Origin of the sequence: Pedobacter aquatilis (assembly GCF_030409415.1) — a bacterium.
GTDB lineage: Bacteria > Bacteroidota > Bacteroidia > Sphingobacteriales > Sphingobacteriaceae > Pedobacter > Pedobacter aquatilis.
In genome coordinates, this window is record NZ_JAUFPW010000028.1 from 45,449 (window position 1) to 64,727 (window position 19,279).

The window sequence follows — 19,279 nt, forward strand, 5'->3', positions numbered from 1 at the left end:
ACTTAAGAGAATAACTCGCTTATATTAACGTTCTGTTCAGATTTATGCATAGTTATGGCTATTTCTTTATTGCGAATGCTTTTATCCTGCTTGAAGACGGCTGTTAACAAATCATCAGACATTAAGTATTCATAATCCATTTGGTAATAATCTCCAATTTTAGGTGTAAGTACTATCGGTGTTAGCCCAAATTGTAAATATTCAAGCATTTTTGTTGGGTTTGCAACCTTATTAATTATACTTTCGTCTCTTAGTATAAAACCATAATTAGCTAGGGCGTAATATTTATTCAGCTCTGAATGATCCACGGAGGTAATATGTATATTTTCTAAACTAATGCCTTTCTCGCTAAAAGCATTAATGAAACCTTCTTTAGCACCTGTCAATATTAATATCTTGTGTTGTTTTAATTGAGATATTAAATGAATCATTAAGTCAATATTTTGCCAAGTTTGAATATTTCCACTGTATAAAAAAACTATGTCGCTACTACTATATCTTAATGCCTTCCGTAAGGCTTCAACATCATCATTATCGGGGGCCTTCATTAGTGTGCTTGTAGCAAACAAATGGTAACTGATTCTGTGATTATTGTATCTTTCTTTAAAATGTAAAGCCATTGCGTTAGTTACACATATACAGTGTTTAATTTTTTGAAAGACCATATTTTCAATCCATAGCGCATAACGATATCTGAGGGGCCTATCATACATCCTGATTTCTTCGGGTACAACTCCATGAGCATCTAATACAACCAGTTTTTTCTTCAGAAAAGGAAAACAATAGGGTATGAATTTAAATGGATGAATAGAGTGGGCATAGACCCTTTCTGCTTGATTTAAAAAATATTTGAATATCAAAAATGGATTAAGAGGATTAAGAAAGTATTCTGTTACATCGGGGCCATGAGTAATTTTTTTAAATTTTTTATTTTTAACAGAAATATTTATGTAGATCCTTTCGTATTCACTTAATAATGAATCGATTACAACAATACGCTGCATCATTCCGTCACGTAAATCATCTCCAGTAGGAAACGGAGCTAGTATGTATATTTGTTTATTAGTATCCATATTGAGATAGATGTGAAATAACTCTGGCTGAAGCTTTACCATCACCATAAGGATTATGCTTTAATGCCATTGCATTATAGGTATCTTCATTGTCTAATAAAATGTTACATTCTGCTATAATTAAACTTAAGTCTGTTCCAACCAGTTTAACTGTACCGGCATCTACGGCTTCGGGACGCTCGGTCGTATTTCTCATCACAAGAACTGGCTTCCCTAAGCTTGGTGCCTCTTCTTGTATTCCACCACTATCTGTTAAGATAATGTAGGCTTTGGTCATAAGCCAAACAAAAGCGGGATAACCCAAAGGCTCTATAAGTTTTATATTGTCTGATTGTGACAAAATTTCATGTACAGGTTCATGAACATTTGGATTAAGATGCACGGGGTAGATTACTAACACATCATCTCGATTCGCAAGGGTTTTTAATGCATTACAAATGTTTATAAAACCTTCACCAAAATTTTCTCTACGATGCCCAGTTACAAGTATTATTTTCTTCCCAGTATTTAATATCGCCTTCAACTGTTCAATTTCAGCGTTAGAATATTTCTCTAACTTGTTATTTGCCCACATCAATGCATCAATTACTGTATTACCTGTTACAACTATGTTCTCGATACTTTCATTCACTAAATTAGATTTAGCTAGTTCCGTTGGAGCATAATGAATATCAGATATACGTCCTGTAAGTTGTCTGTTAATTTCTTCTGGGAAAGGGGATAACTTATCGTAGGTTCTCAAACCCGCTTCAACATGACAAATTTTGGCACCAGCATAAAATGAGGCTAATGCAGCGGCCATAGAGGTTGTGGTATCTCCATGCACGAAAACATAATTTGGTTTAAAGTCTTCTAAGACATCTTTAAGGCCAATAAGTATATCTGCAGTAAGTTGATAAAGATTCTGACCTTTCTTCATCAGATTTAAATCGTAATCAGTATTAATTTCGAAAAAATCTAAGACCTGATCCAACATCTCTCTATGTTGCGCTGTGACACAAACCTTAAGTTCAAATTTGTGTGAATGTTTTTTAAATTCTATAATCAGAGGAGCCATTTTGATGGCTTCAGGGCGTGTACCGAATACTAATAGGACTTTTTGCATACAAATTTAATATAGTGTATTAATGTTCTTAACTTATTTATCCAAAAATAAGCTTTCAATTCTGTTTTTTCTAATTCTGAATGAGCCATGGTGGTTTTATCAACAGCTACAAGAAACCTTTTAGCAATAATATCTAGACTATGATTATTATTGAAATATTGATGACATTTGCTTGCATAAAACTTAATATTACTGGTTTTTATCTGATCAATTATAAAATCGAATGTATTATTATAAATTCGATCAATATCAAAGGGATCACCTAAAGAATAACCCTCTGCTTCGTAGAGCCATCTGAAGTTATTAGTTCTAAAAGCTTTATAAGAAAAATCAACGAGAAGTGTAGCAATATTTAAACTCGCACCCTCCAGAGCAGAAGTTCCCATGGCAAATAAAACATGGATATTTGCACTTAAGTAATTTTGTAGTTTATAACCGTCCAAATTTGTTTGATGTATGATTTCAAGCCTTTCTGAAATTATTAATTCTTTAATCAAATCGTATTTAGAGCCAGCGCCAATTATGTGGAATTGGATTTGATCCTTGGGGTTATTCTCTAAGAAGATATTACAACATTGTAAGATATTTAATAAAGAATAAATTTTGTCTTCCGACAACCGACCGACCCAACCAAGGTTAATTGTACTATATTGAATTATATTTCCAGTATTTTTTTTTTCGTCTAGCGGAATTGGCAGATAAGTTGGATGAATATTCCTTAAGTTAAACACACGTTCTTGGTATTCGAAGTTAGGCCTATCCATAAAATTTATCGCGTTATGGTCATTTAAAATTTTAATGATTCGCCCGACCTTTAATTTATCCAGTACACTAAATTTCAAAAATATTCTTCTGTATAATTCATTGAAGAATTCTATCAGGCCAGCTGGATGAATAGACCAAAATAGGACATGAGCTTGGTTGACTTTTAGATAAGTAGATACGTCCAGCAGTGAGGAAAGTGGAGCTACGACTAATGTGTTCTCTGGTAGGGCAGTCTGGTTTCGATATCGTTTATACTCTATAAAGTTTATCTTAACATTTCTTTGTTCATAGTTTTTTGCAAAACCTTCTTCGTAATCAACATAGTTTACGTCGATATTGTATTTATCAATTAATACAGAAGCCATTCTTAAGAAGAGAAACTCTGCGCCACCCAGAATATTACTAGGATAGAAAAAAGTAACCGACGTATACTTCATAATGACTTGCGTTTTTTGAATAGTAGACTGCGAAATAGTATCAGCATATATATAAAATATAAAAGATAATTCAGTCCAAAGGCCAAAACGACACCTTGAATATTCATTAGAGAAATAAAAAAATAAGCAGATATTACATAGGTAGCTGAAAATAATATTTCAGTCAGTATGTAAATTCGAGTCATAGATTTGGCGAGCATTAAAAAAGCTAGCATCCACGCAGCTACCTTAAAAAAATCACCAAATAATTGCCAAAAGAAAAGTTCTTCCATTGACATAAAATCGCTTGTAAAAAGTAAACCTATTGCTACGCGTTTTAATAGATAAATTACTAAACAGCCAACAAAAACAACTGGCAGAACTATTTTGTAACCTTTTAAAATTTCGCTTCTAATTTCTAAATCTGTTTTGAGTGACGAAAGTTTAGGTAAATAATACGTACTTAGAGCGGTAGTAACAATCATCAAATAACCATCGGAAATTCTCATTATACCTTGCCAATAACCAGCAGAATTAACTCCAAGTTTATGGGTTAAGATATTTCTTAAAAAAATCTGCGATACAGGTAATGTAACCGCAGAAACTATTGCCATCATGCTATAATTACCAAGCTTTCGTGCTGTTTGATTATCAAATGAAGATTTAAATAGAGCGATTGAAAACCAAGGACTTTTTATTATATAAAAAAGAGTAAAAAAGAATACAATGGATTGTGACAGTACTAACGCATATAACGCACCAACTATCTTATAATAGTACACTAAAACTACAGTAAAAATTAATCCAATTATACTACCTATAGTATTAACAATTGTATAAGTTTTAATTTCACCACGTCCATTTAAGATTGATATAAATAATGAATTCAATGAGTAGAGTATAACCGTAAACCCCAAAACCTGAATGGGGTATCGGTAATTCTCACTATTTAATATCATTCGAGAGATGGGATCAGAACATAATATTAGAATCCCACCAATAATTGCCGAACAAATAATAGAAATTCTTAGAGCAGTACTAAAAAGATTTTCTATCTTATTTCGTTCATTCAGGTATTCTGCTGTGTATTTTACAACGCCCGTATTAATTGCACCATTTGCAAACGTTAAAATTATTGTAATAAAATTTGTAAATGCTCCAATCAGAGCAACTCCAGCTGGCCCAGTAAAAATTGCTACGATCTTGCCAGCTACAAACCCTGAGCCAATACGTATCAAAGTAATAACTGCTGAAAAAATTGTAGTTTTAATTAGTCTCAACTAATACAAATTTAATATTCTTATAATTTTTGATACTTCATCTTCAGTTATGACAGAACTTAGTGGTAGTGACAAAACTTCGTCATGTATCTTCTCAGAAATTGGCAACTCTAAATTGATTAATTCTCTATAGGCTTCTTGTTTGTGCGGAGGAATAGGATAATGAATAACAGTTTGTATTCCGTTATTCGCCAAATAATTTTGGAGTTCATTTCTTTTATCACATCTTACAACAAAAAGATGCCAAACGTGTGAGTCAATTTCCCCAAATTTAGGCAGAATAATTTTTGGATTTTTTATCTCACTTAAATATCTGCTAACAACACCTCGTTTTATTGAAGTATCTTGATCCAGAAAATTTAGTTTGGCGCTAAGAATTGCAGCTTGTATCTCATCTAATCTGCTATTTGTGCCTTTAAAATCATTCTTGTACTTCTCGTGAGAGCCATAATTTAGTAATGCTTTTATGGTTTGAGCTAATATATTGTTATCTGTGGTGATTGCACCAGCATCACCCAACGCACCTAAATTCTTACCTGGATAAAAACTAAATCCAGCTGCATCGCCAAAACTCCCAGCGATTTTGCCCATTTTATCTTTAGCACCATGAGCCTGGGCACAATCTTCAATGACGAATAATTTATGCTTACGAGCAATTAGCATTATTTGATCCATATCACATAACTGACCATAAAGATGGACTGGTAGTATCGCGACAGTTCGGGAAGTAATTTTTTTTTCTATTAAAGTTGGATCCAAGTTATACGTATCCAATTCAGGTTCAACAAGAACTGGTTTCAGATTATTTGCAGATATGGCTAAAATACTTGCTATGTATGTATTAGCGGGCACAATTATTTCATCGCCATCTTTGAAATGACCTAGTTCTTTGTATGCTCTGATGATTAAGATCAGTGCATCGAGGCCATTTGCTACACCAATTGCGTGTTCAACTTGGCAGTATTCCGCAAATTCTGCCTCAAATTTTGCTAGCTCATTGCCCATTATATACCATCCTGAATCTAAAACCCGATTAAAAGCGGTCGTAATATCGTTGCGATAACGTTCATTAATCATTTTCAGGTCGAGAAATTTTATCATTTTATTTTGATAGGTTTATGGTTTACCAATTTATATCTTTCTTTTGTCTGATGGTTTATAAGATTCATATCTAACACATCTGCTTCTTCAGTTATATATCCCTTTTGTGTTGCAGGATTACCGTACCAAACTGTGTGAGGAGCCACTGATTTCGTCAAAACACTGCCCGCCCCAATAAACGCAAATTCACCAATTATGATATCGGCTACAATCGTCGCATTAGCACCGATGGTAGCTCCCTTTTTTACAATCGTTTGTTTAAGAGTCCAATTTTTCGATTTCGACCTAGGTACCAAATCATTTGTAAACGTAGCATTAGGCCCAACGAAGACGTTATCTTCTAACCTTACACCATCCCAAATTTGCACTCCAGATTTAATAGTTACGTTATCGCCGATTACCACATCATTTTCGATAAGCACACCGCAGTTTATATTACAGTTGTTTCCAATGATGGCTTTTTTTAGAATCACGCAAAACTGCCAAATAAAAGTTCCATGTCCAATATTTACAGATTGCACATCAGCTAAATTATGTATTTTATATTCCATTTTTGTAATGCAAAAAATCTTTGTGTTCACGAATGTAATCATTCTCAGTATATGGCATTGAAGCAAGCACTAACAAAACCGCACCTGAGGAAAAATTGACCAAATCTCTCCAAATTCCAGGGGTTATCAACAAACCATAATTTGGACGATTGAGTGTAACAATTTTTTTATTTTTACCATCATCGAGAACAACGTCAAAACTACCACTAGCGGCTACGATGAGTTGTTGCAACTGGTAATGAGCATGCCCACCTCTTACTTCCCCACCAGGTACATCATATAAATAATAAATTCTTTTTATCGCAAATGGTAAATCTTTTAGACCAGTGACAGGAGTTATATTTCCTGCCCTATTATGTATCTTATTTAACTCAATAACGTTACAATTATATATACTTCCCATTCTTTTTAAATTTATCTAGATCGCGTTCATAATCATTTTCATCGAAGTCATTGGATGCAACTATAAATGCCAAAGAATTTGTCGAAAAATTATTCATCTGTCGCCAAATACCAGAAGGGACATATAACCCATAATAAGATCTGTTCAGAGAATAAGTCGTCTGAAGTTGACCATCATTAAGAATTACGTCAAAACTACCAGATAAGGCGATGATAACTTCTTGATTATTAAAATAGCTATGCCCGCCACGTTCTTCCCCTCCTGGTACATCGTAAATCCAGTACGTTCTTTTGATTTCAAACGGCACATGGCTACTTTCCTCTAGAAATGACAAATTCCCTCGCTCATCCAAAATTTTAGGGAACTCAATAATCTTAACTAAATCTAACCCCATTTTCATGCTAAAACTAATCTCAAAAATCTCCTGAAAATTATAACAATTAAAGCTATAAATCCAAACAATACTCCTCCGAAAACTATTCCTTTGACTTTACTAAATTTATCTTTTTGAAGTGGATAGAAAGGTACATCTACAACTTCCAGTAAAGGTGTTTCTTTCATCAAGGCAACTTTTGACATTTCCAAATTTTGCACTAAAGAACCTAATATCGCCTTGTTTGTTTCTGCTGAAAATTGCGCTCTTTGTGCAGGTGCCACTCTTTGAACCTGCCTTGTCGGATTTAAATTTGGCGTAGCATCTGCTACTGCAACAGCACTATAAATCGCTCCATTCATCACCGCTCTTACTGAATCTGTTTTGTGTTGCATGATTTCCACATTCCTTCTTGACTTTTTTATTTTGGTTAGCAAATAAAAATTATTTACGTTCTTAACGATAGCCTCGTTAAACTCTTTAGCAAAGACTTCGTCTTTGGCTTTGACGTCGACTTTTATGATACTTAACTTTTTATCTGGTTTGGTTACCAGAAGATAATTTTTGGAAATATCATCTACAATTTCAGTCAATATACTATCTCTTAAACGATTAGGAATCAAATATATATTCCCATCGATTAAACTATCAGCTTTAAACTTTAGCTTGATTAATTCAGGTCTTTTCTCCCATTTTTTATCCAGTTCGTTAAATTGAATGTATCTCTCCGCTAAAGTCTGTACTTTCTGATCCGCATTTATGGATGTAAGTAAAGTTTGTTGTAGCATTTTATGTGATTTATATAATTCTAATATATTATCACCCTGAAAGATACCACCACCAGTTCCACCAAGATCCACCCCCGCCATAGAAGCAAGGCCAGCTAAGTTGTTCAAACCTCCTCCTGCTTTTTCATCTTCTAAAACAAAGGTTGTCGTAGCGATATAAATTGTTTTTTTGATCGTTGCATACCAGAAACCCAAAGCGCTCCCTAAAATTCCAAATATCAAAATTAATGCCCATTTAGACAATATAAAACGCCACCAATCTTGGATTTTAAGTAGCAGTTCTTTTAGAGAAATTTCGTCGTTTTTAGTCCGAATATGTTGTTGAGTTTCTGTTGTCATTCTGTAGTTTCTAATATCCATCAAAACCAGGCTTGACAGACTTTTTTTTATTCATTTGAATTCTTCGGTATACTCAGGATGAAAATTGGGCAAAATTACCTTAACAAACTCACAATTATAGCCCCTAGTGAAGCTAATCCTGTACCAATACCAATCCACGCCTGTGCAGAGATGCGCTCTCTTTCTGCTCTTTTAGGAACCAGAATTTCTGCACCTGGCTTTATCTTTGGATAGTTATTGAAGAAAAGAAAACTTCTCGCCCCCTCGACAGAACCATTGGCATACTTCACGTAAGCCCGGCCCTTTAATGCATTAGCTGTAAAACCACCAGCACCGTTCACGTAATTTTTAAAACTTTTGCCTGATTTATAAACAATGTTGTTTGGATTTAAAACTTCTCCACTTACCCGAACGGTTTGTAATTGTTTGGGCACTTTGATCACATCTCCATCCTCTAACAATAAATCATAACGCTTCCCAGGTGATTCCAATATTTTTGTCAAATCGATGCCCACCATATCCGAAGCAACAATTGCAGCTTGCCTGCTAAATGAGGTCGTATCTACGCCAGATTGGGTTAATCTTTGCAGGTTTTGGATTCTTGCTCTTTCTTCTTGCTTTCTCTCAATAGTTATTTGATCATTATTCGAATCCGCTTCTGAATATGCGGTGCCATATCTTACTCTTTTTAACTGTAATTCTTTTTGCAAAGAATCCTTTTGGCTCTTAAATAAACTGGTATCTTTTCCAGGTCTTTTTAAAGATGCACCATCAGAATAAGCCAGGGCAGTTAAGCCTCCAGCCCTTTTGACCAAATCAGAAATTCTTTCGTCCTTACTTTTTATGGTATAAGTTCCTGGATATAGAACCTCACCTTCTATCTTTACCTGTTTTTGAACCACGTAACCTTCGGCAGTTCGAACGGAAACGATATCATAAGGTTGCAATTTAAATGTCGTATCCGATACTAATTTTAGGTTTTTATCAATGTTAATCGTGAAAACATCGGCCGTACTTGCTGCTGAAGATTGAAGATCACTATTGCGTACACGTCTTGAAATTTCAATACGATTTGGTGAAGCCCCTTCTTTAAAGCCACCAGCCATTTGAATTGCATCTTCGATACTCATGTTCTCTGCATAACGGAATTGGTCCGGTTGTCTAACTTCACCTTGCACCGTCACCTTATATTCATCCCTCAAGTCAAAAATTGAGGAAATGGTAATTTTATCTTCTCTCTTTAACAAAACATCGGGCTGGCTGCCATTCATAATCGCTGCCACATCAAATGGTTCTAAGGCAAGGGTATTATCAGGATTTAACCTATTAATGTAACCACGACTCATAAAAGCATCTTCCTTTAAGCCGTCAGCCTTTAAAATCAACTGCTTTAAGGTCATGCCCTTTTCCAATTCGAAATAACCTGGTCTGAAAATCGCACCACTAATCTCCACCCGGTTTTCGAATCTGTCCAAAATGGGTTCTACAAAGAATTTATCGCCATTTTTTGGAATATAAGTAGCGAAGTTATCAGCAAAAATATCCGTAATTTTTCTTTCTCTCGAAGTATTCTGGAAAACCTTAACGGCAGATTGGTAAGCGACATTAGAAAAGCCGCCTGCAAAATCTAAAACATCCTGAAAGCTTTCGCCTTTTAGCGTTTCAAATATTGCGGGATTTTTTACCTCACCTACAAGCTCTACCCTGTTTTCATACACCGGAACATTAATTACATCCTGATCTTGCAAGCGGATATTTCCACGTTGCATACCATTAATGATTAGATCGTAAAAATCTACAGTTGCCACAACCTTATTGTTTCTAACTACCTGTATTTTACGGTAAGAACCATTTTGATTTGGGCCGCCCGCAGCATAAAGGGCATTAAACACACTTGAAAGGGAGCTTATAGTATAAGTTCCCGGCTTGGTAACCTGGCCATTCAGTACGACTTTAATGCCACGAATATTGCCAAGATTTATGGCCAATTTAGTTCTGCCGGAACGCAATGCCGGATAAGTAGCAGACATTAAACTTCTTATTTTCGAACGGGCCTCCTCCATACTCAAGCCCCCAACTTTAACCAAACCAACATATTCTATTCGAATAGCACCATCCGGACTAACTTTTAAATCGTAATTAGCTTCGTTATCACCAGTTATATCAATCAATAACTGATCATCCGGACCAATCACATAACCCGCCGGTGTAGCCATTCTTATATTTGGCTCGAAGGTAATATTGGTATTTCTGAATAACTCTGAACCAAATATTTTTGGTTTTAAATCATCAAATGCTTTATCAATTAATTCTTGCTTAGAAGGCTGCGCAGTTGAAGTGCTATCGCTTCCAATGTACTGTCGGTTAGCAGCACCGTTACCTGCGCCTGATGATTTAGCCACCGGAGCAGCAGTTCCACCTTTTCTTATTTTTTCAACCCTGGCACGGAGTTTGGAAATTTCTTCCTGCTTCATCCCTTGTGCTGCAGCCATTTGCTCTAATTGTGCATCACTATAACCTAAAGATTCGGCCCTTTGCATGAGCTGTTTAATCTGCGCATCTGATAATTCATCAACCTTCTGGTTGGCAAAATTACTTTGTGCCGAAACTAAATTACTGGTAAATAAGGTTATGACGATTAGAGATAGTAAAAGAACTATTTTTTGTTTCATATGTATATTATTGTGAAGCGAACATCGCAACACGCTTATTCAAAATAATTTAAGGTTTTAAAGCCCCCTTGTTTCAGGTATTCATCTTTCTTCATCAAGTGAAGATCTGAAAGTACCATATCTTTAACCAATGCAGGCAAATCATATTTTGGCTTCCAACCCAGTTTGGTTTTTGATTTTGTAGGATCGCCCAAAAGTAAATCTACTTCTGTAGGGCGGAAATATTTAGGATCAACCCTCACAATAGTTTGCCCAGGCTTTAGGTTGTCCATATTTAAACCTAATGCAAATGCTTTTTCTTCCTCAACATTAATAATTACCCCTTTTTCATTTTCATCTTTGCCCGAAAACTCAATTTCTATGCCAAGTTCGGCGAAAGTTATCCTTACAAAATCACGAACGGTAGTGGTAATACCTGTTGCAATTACAAAATCCTCTGCTTGTTCTTGTTGTAGGATTAACCACATAGCTTCGATATAATCCTTGGCATGCCCCCAATCCCTCTGTGCAGAAAGGTTGCCCAGATACAATGAATCCTGCAAGCCTAATGCAATTTTGGTTGCCGCTCTGGTGATTTTTCTGGTAACAAATGTTTCGCCCCTTAGCGGACTTTCGTGGTTAAATAAAATCCCATTACAAGCAAACATATTATAGGCTTCACGGTAATTTTTAGTGATCCAGAAACCATAAATTTTAGCTACACCATATGGTGAACGAGGATAAAAGGGCGAATTTTCATCATAGAAGCCTTTATCATTTTTATTCTCCGGCATTCCTCCATACAATTCAGAGGTAGAAGCTTGATAAATTCTGGTTTTCTTTTCCAAACCTAAAATTCTTACCGCTTCTAAAATCCTTAAGGTACCGATACCATCGACATTAGCTACGTACTCCGGAGAATCAAATGAAACCTTAACATGGCTCATGGCACCAAGATTGTAAATCTCGTCAGGCTGCGTTTCCTGAATAATGCGTATCAGGTTAGTGGAATCCGTTAGATCACCATAATGCAATTTGAAATTAACATTGTTTTCATGCTGATCCTGATAAAGGTGGTCTATCCTGTCGGTATTAAAAAGTGAACTCCTCCGTTTAATACCATGAACAAAATAACTCTTCTTTAACAAAAACTCTGCTAAATAAGCACCATCTTGCCCAGTAACACCGGTAATTAGAGCAACTTTCATATTAATTCATAGACTTTAAGCCTGCAAACATACATAATAATTCTTGCGTAATAAAATTGAAAATCATTCAATTTTTAAGCAAAAAGGCTCGAAATATGAGTTTATTAAGCCTATATAATCAATATGAAACTAAATGTTAATACCAATTGATCCTTTATGATTCTGCCAATCTAGCTAATTACCAATACCTGATACCCTGACCCTATTTGAATTGCTATTCAACTTGTCGCCATGAGCGTGGTTGAAGGGCATTCCTCATTTCGTCGTGCCACCCTATTTATGTACCTTTACTACTCCGTCATCATCTCAACCGAGGCGGAGAGATCTTTGAACCATTCTCGCCCTTATCTGTAGTCATGCTGAGCGTAGTCGAAGCACCTTCATAACTTTTATAAACGGGTAAGAATTTCAATTTTGAGGTAAAAAACTCACCTCCTTATTTTCAAGGAGCGTTCATCTCGACTATTCGGGAGGTTGGGGGTGGTTTATTTTATCTTTCTTGCCCCCTTGTCGAAAAAAAGTGCTTTTTAGCCAAGTATTCAATCACAGTACTGTAAATACACCTCCCAACCGTTCCCTATCTGATACCTATCCTAGTGCTATATCAGGATACTTGCTTCTAAACGCTATTCGCCTTGGATAACGCTTGATGGGAGGAGAACAGTCGCATGGTGCAGATGCGATCGAGTTTGTTTCGCCATGTATTCGCAATTAAGTCGAGAAAGAATTCAATATGGTTCACCCCTTATTCGGTTTAACTATACCAATTTTTACTTCCGCTTAACCCTTTCGTTATCCTTTAACTAATTACTGGCCGACCAAATACCTATTTGAACGTAGGTATGGGGCGAATGGTTACCGAAGCAGACCTAAATCAGGGTAAAAGCAAGAGTCAAGCAAGCATAGCCGAAACACGGACTGTACACGGACTAGAGTCGGATTTGATACGGATGTGTTAGTTGAGATTAGGAGAGTTTTTTGTGTTGGATTGATCAATCCCTTTGTAAAATCAAATATAATCAATTATGGCTACATGAATGGGATTGTTAGATTTTCCGTTCAAACGGGTGAACTTATTTTTACCTATTAGGAAGAGTAGATGTTGTAAGAAGTAAACCTACTCATCATCAACCTTTTGAGAACGATAAAAAAGTGCCAGAGATTTTGGCGAAGCGAATAAGGGTTCGGCTTTTGTCTATAAGGCTTTTGTTTAAAGGATTGCAAATCCTATTTTATAATAAGTTCGAGATGCCCTAAGGAAGAGCAAGTTACTTATTCCTTTTAAATCCTTATCGCTTGTCGCCGAGAGCTCGTCGAAGGGCACATTACAGGAAGTTCGTTCTTGTTCTTCGATTCCGCCGAGAATGACAAATTGAATGTGCTCAGCAGGAAAATACTACTTCGTTCAAGTAGACCAAAAGGTTAAAGCCTTGCATCAACAAACTCGCGGTTTATAAAGGCTTTGGTGTCAAATATGATGCAATTATTGGCTTTAGCGGTCTGGTAATCCAAATTTATAAATTGATGATGGGCAACGGCTAATATTAAGGCATCGTAGTTTAGGTTATCCAGTTTGCTTGTTAATTCAAAACCATGTTCTCGTTTAACCAACTCGTGATCTGCCCAAGGGTCGTAAACATCAACCTCTACAGAAAAGGATTTTAGCTCTTTATAAATATCAATTACACGGGTGTTTCTGATATCCGGACAGTTTTCTTTAAAGGCAAAGCCTAATATTAATACCCTTGCATTTTTGATAACCTTATCTTTAGCTACCATCATTTTTACGACCTTATTGGCCACAAAAGTGCCCATATTGTCATTTACGCGCCTTCCAGATAAAATAACTTCTGGTTTATAGCCCAATGCTTCAGATTTATGCGCAAGGTAATAAGGGTCTACACCAATGCAATGGCCGCCTACCAAACCTGGTTTATAGTTTAAGAAATTCCACTTAGTTGCAGCGGCAGCTAATACATCACTGGTATCAATACCCATTTTATCGAAAATTAAGGCCAATTCATTTACGAAGGAAATGTTAACATCCCTTTGTGCATTTTCGATGGCTTTAGAGGCCTCGGCAACCTTTATGCTTGGTGCAAGATATGTACCGGCAGTGATGATGCTGGCGTACAGTTTGTTGATTTTGGTAGCGATTGCGGGCGTTGAGCCAGAAGTTACTTTCTTAATTTTAGTTAGGGTGTTTACCTTATCGCCCGGATTGATGCGCTCAGGTGAGTAACCACAAAAGAAATCTATATTATATTTTAAGCCGGAAATTTTTTCTAAAACAGGTACGCAATCTTCTTCCGTACAACCCGGATAAACCGTTGATTCGTAAATCACAATATCACCTGGTTTTAACACAATACCCAGCATTTTGGAGGCACAAAGTAGTGGCGTAAGGTCGGGTTGTTTTAAGTGGTCAATCGGTGTTGGCACCGTTACGATATAAAGATTGCAATCGCTAATGTCTGAAAGTTGGCTACTGAATTTGATTTCATGCTTTGTAATCACTGTATTCAGCTCCTCAAGATTTGCTTCTTTAGTGTGATCATGCCCATTCTGCAATTCTTGTACACGTGTTTTATTAATATCGAACCCTATAAGCTCATATTTTTTTGCAAATGCTATTGCAAGTGGCAGGCCAACATAACCCAATCCAATGATTGCTATTTTTGTTTTTTTGTCCATTCTCTAAAATCAACTGTATAGCTTTAAATAAAAAAAGCCGTATTAATCCTTATCAGAATGAATACGACTTCAGTATTTTTTAATGGCTTTACTTTATTTGTTTCAGCAAATATGCACCATAACCACTTTTAACAAGCGGTTTAGCAATTGCCTCCAACTGCTCAGCAGTGATAAATCCCATACGGTAAGCAATTTCTTCAATACAACCGATTTTTAAGCCCTGGCGTTCTTCTATAATCTGAACGAATTGGCCTGCTTGCATGAGCGAAGTAAAAGTTCCGGTATCTAACCAGGCAGTTCCACGGCTTAACACGCCAACTTTTAAGGTTCCGCGATCCAGGTAAACCTTATTTACATCGGTAATTTCATATTCACCTCTTGGTGATGGCTTGATGTTTTTCGCAATTTCTACCACATCATTATCGTAAAAATATAAACCTGGTACTGCGTAGTCCGATTTTGGATTTATTGGCTTTTCTTCAATTGAAATGGCTTTTTTATTTTCATCAAATTCTACAACGCCATAACGTTCCGGATCTGAGACCTGATAAGCAAATACTACTCCACCTTCAGGTTCAGAACTGGCTTGCAAAAGTTTAGCCATTCCATCTCCATGAAAAATATTATCGCCTAATACCAAGGCTACCTTATCCTTACCGATAAATTCTTCGCCGATTACAAAGGCTTGTGCTAAACCATTAGGCTCTGCCTGCACCGCGTAGCTGAATTTACAACCTAGTGAAGCACCATCGCCTAATAATTTTTCGAAGTTCGGTAAATCGTGAGGTGTAGAAATGATTAAAATTTCTTTAATACCGGCAAGCATTAACGTGGATAGCGGATAATAAATCATCGGCTTATCATACACAGGCATCATTTGTTTGCTACATGCTAGTGTTAAGGGATGTAAACGTGTGCCACTTCCGCCGGCTAAGATTATACCTTTCATATTTTCGTGTTTAATTGGTTATTCGCAGAGCATTTTAAGTGTTTACCAGCTCGTATATATAACCTACTATTGTTTATTTTTTATTTGATTAAGCGATTTAAACAATTAACCGTTTAAAGCTTGTACTTTAGAAATGCATACTTCCAGACTATCTCTCCAGTAAGGAATTGATATATTGAAAGTATTTTTGATTTTTGATTTATCCATCACTGAAAATGCTGGTCGCTTAGCTTTAGTTGGATAAGCAGAGCCCGGAATCGGGTTGGCTTTAACCTGGGTTGCACTAATGTCGAATATGGCTTTGGCAAAATCGTACCAGGAGGTTACGCCTTCATTACTGTAGTGATAAAGTCCGTAACTATCAGATTTAGAATCTATAATATCAAATATGGCGTTGGCTAAATCGATGGCGTAGGTTGGTGTACCAACCTGATCGGCAATAATGCCTAATTCCTCTCTTTCTGCACCAAGCTTTAACATCGTTTTTACAAAGTTATTGGCATATTCTGAATACAACCAGCTGGTACGAAGGATAAAGTATTTATTCAAGATAGAAATTACCGCTTTTTCTCCATCCAATTTTGTTACGCCATATACATTAATTGGCTTGGCCTCATCTTCCTCCTTTAGCAACGTTACTGCGTTGCCTTCAAACACAAAATCTGTAGAAATGTGTATGAGGGTCGCATTGGCCGCTTTACATGCCCTTGCTAAATTAGCAACTCCTGTTTCGTTTACAGCCTTTGCTAAATCCGTTTCATCCTCTGCTTTATCTACAGCAGTATAGGCTGCACAGTTGATGACAAAAGATGGCTTTTCTTTTTCGAGTAAAGTATTTAATAAAGCTTCATTCAAGATGTTTGCTTCCTGTTCTACCGGAAACACAATTCCTGTAATCCCCCTCCGTTCGGCTACCATTTTAAGGCATTGCCCTAATTGACCACCAGCACCTATAACTAATATTTTACTCATATTATTTTAAGGACGAAAAGGCATTTAAAATTAAATCTTTATCTGAAACTGATGCGTCAGCCTCTGGAATCATCCAGTCTATATTAAAATCTTTATCATTATACATAATTCCGATTTCAGCAGATTTTTCATAGAAGTTATCACACTTATAAAAAAACTCCGCGGTTTCGCTCAATACAGAAAAACCATGAAGGAAACCTCTCGGTACATATAATTGAAGCCTGTTCTCTGCACTTAGTTTTACGGAGATGTGATTTCCAAAAGTTGGCGAACCCGGACGGATGTCGACAGCAACGTCTAACACCTCACCTTTTAATACACGAACCAATTTTGCTTGTGCAAATTCACCTGCCTGAGCATGTAAACCTCTGATTACTCCATAGGTAGAAAATGATTGATTGTCTTGAACAAATGCGCCAGACATGCCCGTTTTTTCTTCAAATGTTTTTTTGTTGAAGCTCTCAAAAAAATAGCCTCTTGAATCTTCAAAAACCCTTGGCTTAATAATTACACAATCCTTTAATCCCGTTTCCTGAATCTCCATTATTTGTTATTGTATTGTTTTTCGTAATAAGATTGATAATTACCTGACGTAACATTATTTAACCAATCTTCGTTTTGTAGGTACCAATCAACGGTTTTGGCTAAGCCTTCTTCAAATTGTAAGCTTGGTACCCAATCCAATTGGTTTTGCAGTTTGGAAGAATCAATGGCATATCTTAAATCATGACCCGCTCTATCAGTAACGTATGTAATTAATTTAGCAGATTCTCCTTTTTCACGCCCTAATTTTTCATCCATTATAGTGCATAACAGGTTAATTAAATCTATATTTTTCCATTCGTTATGTCCACCAATATTATAGGTATCCCCGTTTTTTGAGGTATGGAAAATCACATCAATTGCACGGGCATGATCTTCTACCCATAACCAATCGCGTACATTTTCGCCTTTACCATAAACCGGTACTGGTTTATTATTTTTAATGTTATTGATGGCAAGCGGAATCAATTTCTCGGGGAAATGGTGTGAACCATAATTGTTCGAACAATTAGAAATTACACAATCCATACCGTATGTATCGTGATAAGCACGTACAAAATGATCAGAACTTGCCTTTGAAGCCGAATATGGACTATGTGGATCATACGCGGTTGTTTCTGTAAACATACCTTCTTTCCCGAGTGCGCCATAAACTTCATCAGTACTTACATGATAAAAGCGTTTTTTATCATAATCACCCTTCCAGTATTCACGGGCCGCATTTAATAAGTTTACAGTACCAATTACGTTCGTGATCACGAAAGCGGTTGGGTCAGCGATAGATCTGTCTACATGGCTTTCTGCCGCCAGATGAATTACGGCATCGAAATTCTCTGCTTTGAACAGTTCATTCATTGCGGCAGCATCTGCGATATCTTCTTTAACAAACTTATAGTTTGGTTTATTTTCAATATCCGTTAAGTTAGCCAAATTACCAGCATAGGTAAGTTTATCTAAATTGACTATCTCATACTGAGGATAATTGTTTACAAAACGGCGTACTACATGAGAGCCGATGAATCCGGCACCACCGGTAATTAGAATTTTTTTCACGTTGTTATCAAAGATAATGGGTTTCAATCCGCTAAAATAAGATACTTATTATAAATAAGCAATTTATGTGCTAGTTATCTACAAACATAGTGCAAATTTAACTTCAACTTTTTCGAATAATTTGAAATGTTTGATCTTTTAAATATTCTTTTGCTGCATTACCAGAATAAATAATACTCTAGCATTTTTTTTAACTTCTTGTAAAGCTTGACTACTGTTTGATTTTCTGATTCTGTGACACTATTACTTTTATTTAAACCATAATAAAGCCATTCTTGCAAAGCATGCCTTATGGTTTAGTATGTTTGAAGTTTAAATATTGTTTTAAAATAATTAAAGGCTCTTTTCTTTCCTTTTGGTTTAGTAAAAGTATCTAACAATCAGCATCTACACTACTTGATTTCTGAGCCATTTTAACCCGACTTATCCAGTCGCTAAAAATTAAAGCATGTTCGCTATAGGGCTGTCTTCTTTTGTAACTTAAGTTATGTTGTATGATCAGGTAACCGGAATGGATTAATTGAACCAGTTGCCCATGAAAAAATATTAATTGATAGGCTTTCTTAATGCAATGCTGATTAGATGAGGCAGCATCAAACCATTCCTGTAAGTCACTTTTATGCCGTCCTAGGCTTGCGAGACTAAAAAAAGACTATATCATTAAATGTGGATCTTCTTTATATGTTCCTTGCAATAAAAAAGGTAGGTCAAAGACTAAAAATTTTAATAGACCTCTTAAAATTTAAAACCCAAAAAGATTTTGCCGATGCCTTAAAAATTAAGGCAGGTTCACTCTCAGACATATTACGTGCACGGGGTGGAATGGGAATTTCAGAAAGTTTTTGAGATAAATTAGACCTTAGGTTTAATGTAAACATTGAAAGGTTAGAAACCGGTGTAGGAGAATCTCTTCTTAAGCGTGGGCCTGCAGTGTCAGAGAGTAAGGAGGTTGTTCCTTATTTCGATATTAGTTTATCAGATACCGAAACCTTAATACTCAAAGAGGAGAAAGCTG

General features: G+C 36.1%; 16 protein-coding genes. All 16 read right to left on the reverse strand.

The features are described from left to right. Positions 1-2 precede the first annotated feature (2 nt). Positions 3-1,073, reverse strand: coding sequence for a glycosyltransferase family protein (locus QWY86_RS11410; protein ID WP_290242162.1), 1,071 nt, complete (start codon positions 1,071-1,073; stop codon positions 3-5). Continuing rightward, positions 1,063-2,178: a non-hydrolyzing UDP-N-acetylglucosamine 2-epimerase gene (wecB, locus tag QWY86_RS11415; protein ID WP_290242164.1), complete on the reverse strand. Its 1,116-nt coding sequence runs from the start codon at positions 2,176-2,178 to the stop codon at positions 1,063-1,065. Before wecB ends, QWY86_RS11410 begins: the two co-directional genes overlap by 11 nt. Further along, positions 2,160-3,380 (reverse strand): glycosyltransferase family protein, encoded by a 1,221-nt coding sequence (locus tag QWY86_RS11420; protein ID WP_290242166.1) that lies wholly within the window; start codon positions 3,378-3,380, stop codon positions 2,160-2,162. Before QWY86_RS11420 ends, wecB begins: the two co-directional genes overlap by 19 nt. Continuing rightward, complete coding sequence (locus tag QWY86_RS11425; RefSeq protein WP_290242169.1) at positions 3,377-4,639, reverse strand: O-antigen translocase; 1,263 nt, start codon at positions 4,637-4,639, stop codon at positions 3,377-3,379. Before QWY86_RS11425 ends, QWY86_RS11420 begins: the two co-directional genes overlap by 4 nt. Continuing rightward, entirely contained in the window at positions 4,640-5,740 is a 1,101-nt protein-coding gene (locus tag QWY86_RS11430; protein ID WP_290242172.1) for a DegT/DnrJ/EryC1/StrS family aminotransferase, read from the reverse strand. After that, complete coding sequence (locus tag QWY86_RS11435; RefSeq protein ID WP_290242173.1) at positions 5,737-6,291, reverse strand: acyltransferase; 555 nt, start codon at positions 6,289-6,291, stop codon at positions 5,737-5,739. Before QWY86_RS11435 ends, QWY86_RS11430 begins: the two co-directional genes overlap by 4 nt. After that, positions 6,281-6,694, reverse strand: coding sequence for a sugar 3,4-ketoisomerase (locus QWY86_RS11440; RefSeq protein ID WP_290242174.1), 414 nt, complete (start codon positions 6,692-6,694; stop codon positions 6,281-6,283). Before QWY86_RS11440 ends, QWY86_RS11435 begins: the two co-directional genes overlap by 11 nt. Further along, the gene (locus QWY86_RS11445; RefSeq protein ID WP_290242177.1) at positions 6,678-7,088 is read right to left on the reverse strand and encodes a sugar 3,4-ketoisomerase; all 411 of its coding nucleotides are present in this window, start codon (positions 7,086-7,088) and stop codon (positions 6,678-6,680) included. The genes QWY86_RS11440 and QWY86_RS11445 overlap by 17 nt, the downstream gene beginning before the upstream one ends. 2 nt (positions 7,089-7,090) lie before the next feature. Further along, positions 7,091-8,215 carry a lipopolysaccharide biosynthesis protein gene (locus tag QWY86_RS11450; protein ID WP_290242179.1) on the reverse strand — a complete coding sequence of 375 codons (1,125 nt, stop codon included), beginning with the start codon at positions 8,213-8,215 and terminating at the stop codon, positions 7,091-7,093. A gap of 74 nt (positions 8,216-8,289) precedes the next feature. Continuing rightward, a complete protein-coding gene (locus tag QWY86_RS11455; protein ID WP_290242181.1) occupies positions 8,290-10,866 on the reverse strand; it encodes an SLBB domain-containing protein in 2,577 nt (858 codons plus the stop codon). Between the two features lie 35 nt (positions 10,867-10,901). After that, the gene (gene gmd, locus QWY86_RS11460) at positions 10,902-12,053 is read right to left on the reverse strand and encodes a GDP-mannose 4,6-dehydratase (protein WP_290242183.1); all 1,152 of its coding nucleotides are present in this window, start codon (positions 12,051-12,053) and stop codon (positions 10,902-10,904) included. Between the two features lie 1,422 nt (positions 12,054-13,475). Further along, on the reverse strand, positions 13,476-14,747 hold the full coding sequence (locus tag QWY86_RS11465) for a nucleotide sugar dehydrogenase (protein WP_290242186.1): 1,272 nt from the start codon (positions 14,745-14,747) through the stop codon (positions 13,476-13,478). A gap of 88 nt (positions 14,748-14,835) precedes the next feature. Next, positions 14,836-15,696: a glucose-1-phosphate thymidylyltransferase RfbA gene (gene rfbA, locus QWY86_RS11470; RefSeq protein ID WP_290242187.1), complete on the reverse strand. Its 861-nt coding sequence runs from the start codon at positions 15,694-15,696 to the stop codon at positions 14,836-14,838. 105 nt (positions 15,697-15,801) lie between these two features. Beyond that, positions 15,802-16,668, reverse strand: coding sequence for a dTDP-4-dehydrorhamnose reductase (gene rfbD, locus QWY86_RS11475; protein ID WP_290242189.1), 867 nt, complete (start codon positions 16,666-16,668; stop codon positions 15,802-15,804). 1 nt (position 16,669) lies between these two features. Continuing rightward, complete coding sequence (gene rfbC, locus QWY86_RS11480) at positions 16,670-17,212, reverse strand: dTDP-4-dehydrorhamnose 3,5-epimerase (protein WP_290242192.1); 543 nt, start codon at positions 17,210-17,212, stop codon at positions 16,670-16,672. Then, the gene (rfbB, locus tag QWY86_RS11485) at positions 17,212-18,264 is read right to left on the reverse strand and encodes a dTDP-glucose 4,6-dehydratase (protein WP_290242194.1); all 1,053 of its coding nucleotides are present in this window, start codon (positions 18,262-18,264) and stop codon (positions 17,212-17,214) included. The genes rfbC and rfbB overlap by 1 nt, the downstream gene beginning before the upstream one ends. Positions 18,265-19,279: the final 1,015 nt, after the last annotated feature.

Coding starts and splice junctions, on each gene's coding strand:
- QWY86_RS11410 (WP_290242162.1), bottom strand. CDS start 1,073: ATGGATACTAATAAACAAATATACATACTAGCTCCGTTTCCTACTGGA.
- wecB (WP_290242164.1), bottom strand. CDS start 2,178: ATGCAAAAAGTCCTATTAGTATTCGGTACACGCCCTGAAGCCATCAAA.
- QWY86_RS11420 (WP_290242166.1), bottom strand. CDS start 3,380: ATGAAGTATACGTCGGTTACTTTTTTCTATCCTAGTAATATTCTGGGT.
- QWY86_RS11430 (WP_290242172.1), bottom strand. CDS start 5,740: ATGATAAAATTTCTCGACCTGAAAATGATTAATGAACGTTATCGCAAC.
- QWY86_RS11435 (WP_290242173.1), bottom strand. CDS start 6,291: ATGGAATATAAAATACATAATTTAGCTGATGTGCAATCTGTAAATATT.
- QWY86_RS11440 (WP_290242174.1), bottom strand. CDS start 6,694: ATGGGAAGTATATATAATTGTAACGTTATTGAGTTAAATAAGATACAT.
- QWY86_RS11445 (WP_290242177.1), bottom strand. CDS start 7,088: ATGGGGTTAGATTTAGTTAAGATTATTGAGTTCCCTAAAATTTTGGAT.
- QWY86_RS11450 (WP_290242179.1), bottom strand. CDS start 8,215: ATGGATATTAGAAACTACAGAATGACAACAGAAACTCAACAACATATT.
- QWY86_RS11455 (WP_290242181.1), bottom strand. CDS start 10,866: ATGAAACAAAAAATAGTTCTTTTACTATCTCTAATCGTCATAACCTTA.
- gmd (WP_290242183.1), bottom strand. CDS start 12,053: ATGAAAGTTGCTCTAATTACCGGTGTTACTGGGCAAGATGGTGCTTAT.
- QWY86_RS11465 (WP_290242186.1), bottom strand. CDS start 14,747: ATGGACAAAAAAACAAAAATAGCAATCATTGGATTGGGTTATGTTGGC.
- rfbA (WP_290242187.1), bottom strand. CDS start 15,696: ATGAAAGGTATAATCTTAGCCGGCGGAAGTGGCACACGTTTACATCCC.
- rfbD (WP_290242189.1), bottom strand. CDS start 16,668: ATGAGTAAAATATTAGTTATAGGTGCTGGTGGTCAATTAGGGCAATGC.
- rfbC (WP_290242192.1), bottom strand. CDS start 17,212: ATGGAGATTCAGGAAACGGGATTAAAGGATTGTGTAATTATTAAGCCA.